The following is a 1,916-nucleotide window of genomic DNA, read 5'->3' as shown; positions in this document are numbered from 1 at the left end:
GTGCGGCGCCGGACGCGCCTGGGGCCGAACAGGCCCCGCAGCAAAGCCATCCAGGGGAGGACTCACCAACATGGGCGTCACACTCGCCAAGGGAGGCAATGTCTCCCTCTCCAAGGCCGCACCCAATCTCACCCAGGTGCTCGTAGGGCTCGGCTGGGACGCGCGCTCCACCACCGGCGCACCCTTCGACCTCGACGCCAGCGCGCTGCTCTGCCAGAGCGGACGGGTCCTCGGCGACGAGTGGTTCGTCTTCTACAACCAGCTCAAGAGCCCGGACGGCTCCGTCGAGCACACCGGTGACAACCTCACCGGTGAGGGGGACGGTGACGACGAGTCCCTCCTGGTGGACCTCGCCAAGGTGCCGGCCAACGTGGACAAGATCATCTTTCCGGTCTCCATCCATGACGCCGACAACCGCGGTCAGACCTTCGGTCAGGTCAGCAACGCCTTCATCCGCGTCGTCAATCAGGCCGACGGGCAGGAGCTGGCCCGCTACGACCTCAGCGAGGACGCCTCCACCGAGACCGCGATGATCTTCGGTGAGCTCTACCGTTACGGCGGCGAGTGGAAGTTCCGGGCCGTGGGACAGGGGTACGCGTCGGGGCTGCGGGGCATCGCTCTAGACTTCGGGGTCAACGTTTCGTAAAGCCGCGTGCGGCGCGGGGGAGAACCTCCCCCAGGCTTCACCCGGGGGACAATTACACGATTGGGTAGCCAGTGGTTCTGAAAACCTTCGGCTGGTCGTTCGCCGTCACGGCGCTCGGCCTCGCATTCGCCGCCTGGCAGTGGGGCTGGGAGGCGTTCGGGATCGTACTGATCCTGTCGATCCTCGAGATCTCGCTGTCGTTCGACAACGCGGTTGTCAACGCCGGAATCCTCAAGAAGATGAACGCCTTCTGGCAGAAGATCTTCCTGACGATCGGCATTCTTATCGCGGTCTTCGGCATGCGGCTGGTCTTCCCCGTCGTCATCGTCGCCATCAGTGCCAAGGTCGGGCCGATCGAAGCGGTCCAGCTGGCCATGGACCAGCCCGACAGGTACGAGGACCTGGTCACCGACGCACACGCGGCGATCGCCTCGTTCGGTGGCATGTTCCTGCTGATGATCTTCCTCGACTTCGTCTTCGAGGAGCGCGAGCACAAGTGGCTGGCCTGGCTCGAGCGGCCCCTGGCCAAGCTCGGCAAGGTCGACATGCTGTCGGTCTGCATCGCGCTGATCGTCCTGCTGGTCACCGCCATCACCTTCGCCACCAACGCGCACACCAGCACCGGTCACGCCGACAAGTCGGCCACCGTGCTCCTCTCCGGCGTCGCAGGTCTGATCACGTACCTCGTCGTCGGCGGTCTCTCCGGCTACTTCGAGGACAAGCTCGAGGAAGAGGAGGAGCGCGAGCACGAGGAGGAGGAGAAGGCCAAGCGGGAGGGCAAGCAGGTCTCCGCGGTCGGCCTCGCCGGCAAGGCGGCGTTCTTCCTCTTCCTGTACCTCGAAGTCCTCGACGCGTCGTTCTCCTTCGACGGCGTGATCGGCGCGTTCGCCATCACCAACCACATCTTCTGGATGGCGCTCGGCCTCGGTATCGGCGCGATGTACGTCCGGTCCCTCACGGTCTACCTGGTCCGCCAGGGCACCCTCGACGACTACGTCTACCTGGAGCACGGCGCCCACTACGCGATCGGCGCGCTGGCGGTCATCCTGCTCATCACCATCCAGCACGAGATCAGCGAGATCATCACCGGCCTCATCGGCGTGGTGCTGATCGCGGCCTCCTTCTGGTCCTCGCTGCGCCGGAACAAGGCGCTGGAGAACGCCGAGGGAAAAGCCGGCGGTCCGGAGGAGAAGGCTGAGGTCTCCTCCGGGGTGTGACGCCCACACCATTGAGGAACGCTTCCTTGCGGGGCGGCCGGGTGCTCCCGGCC

Annotated in this window: 2 protein-coding genes; both read left to right on the top strand. The window is 65.5% G+C overall.

What is annotated here, in order from left to right; all coding sequences use genetic code 11:
* Positions 1-70 precede the first annotated feature (70 nt).
* Positions 71-646 carry a TerD family protein gene (locus ACWGH4_RS34690; RefSeq protein ID WP_005318154.1) on the top strand — a complete coding sequence of 192 codons (576 nt, stop codon included), beginning with the start codon at positions 71-73 and terminating at the stop codon, positions 644-646.
* 71 nt (positions 647-717) lie between these two features.
* A complete protein-coding gene (locus tag ACWGH4_RS34685) occupies positions 718-1,863 on the top strand; it encodes a DUF475 domain-containing protein (protein ID WP_453467840.1) in 1,146 nt (381 codons plus the stop codon).
* Positions 1,864-1,916 lie beyond the last annotated feature (53 nt).

The sequence above is a fragment of the Streptomyces sp. NPDC054847 genome, assembly GCF_053610925.1.
The sequence above is the reverse complement of the archived record's forward strand: the minus strand, read 5'-3'. Positions and strand labels throughout refer to the sequence as shown.

Bases quoted from the DNA above. Each gene is read 5' to 3' on its own strand.
- ACWGH4_RS34690 (WP_005318154.1), top strand. From the start codon at position 71: ATGGGCGTCACACTCGCCAAGGGAGGCAATGTCTCCCTCTCCAAGGCC.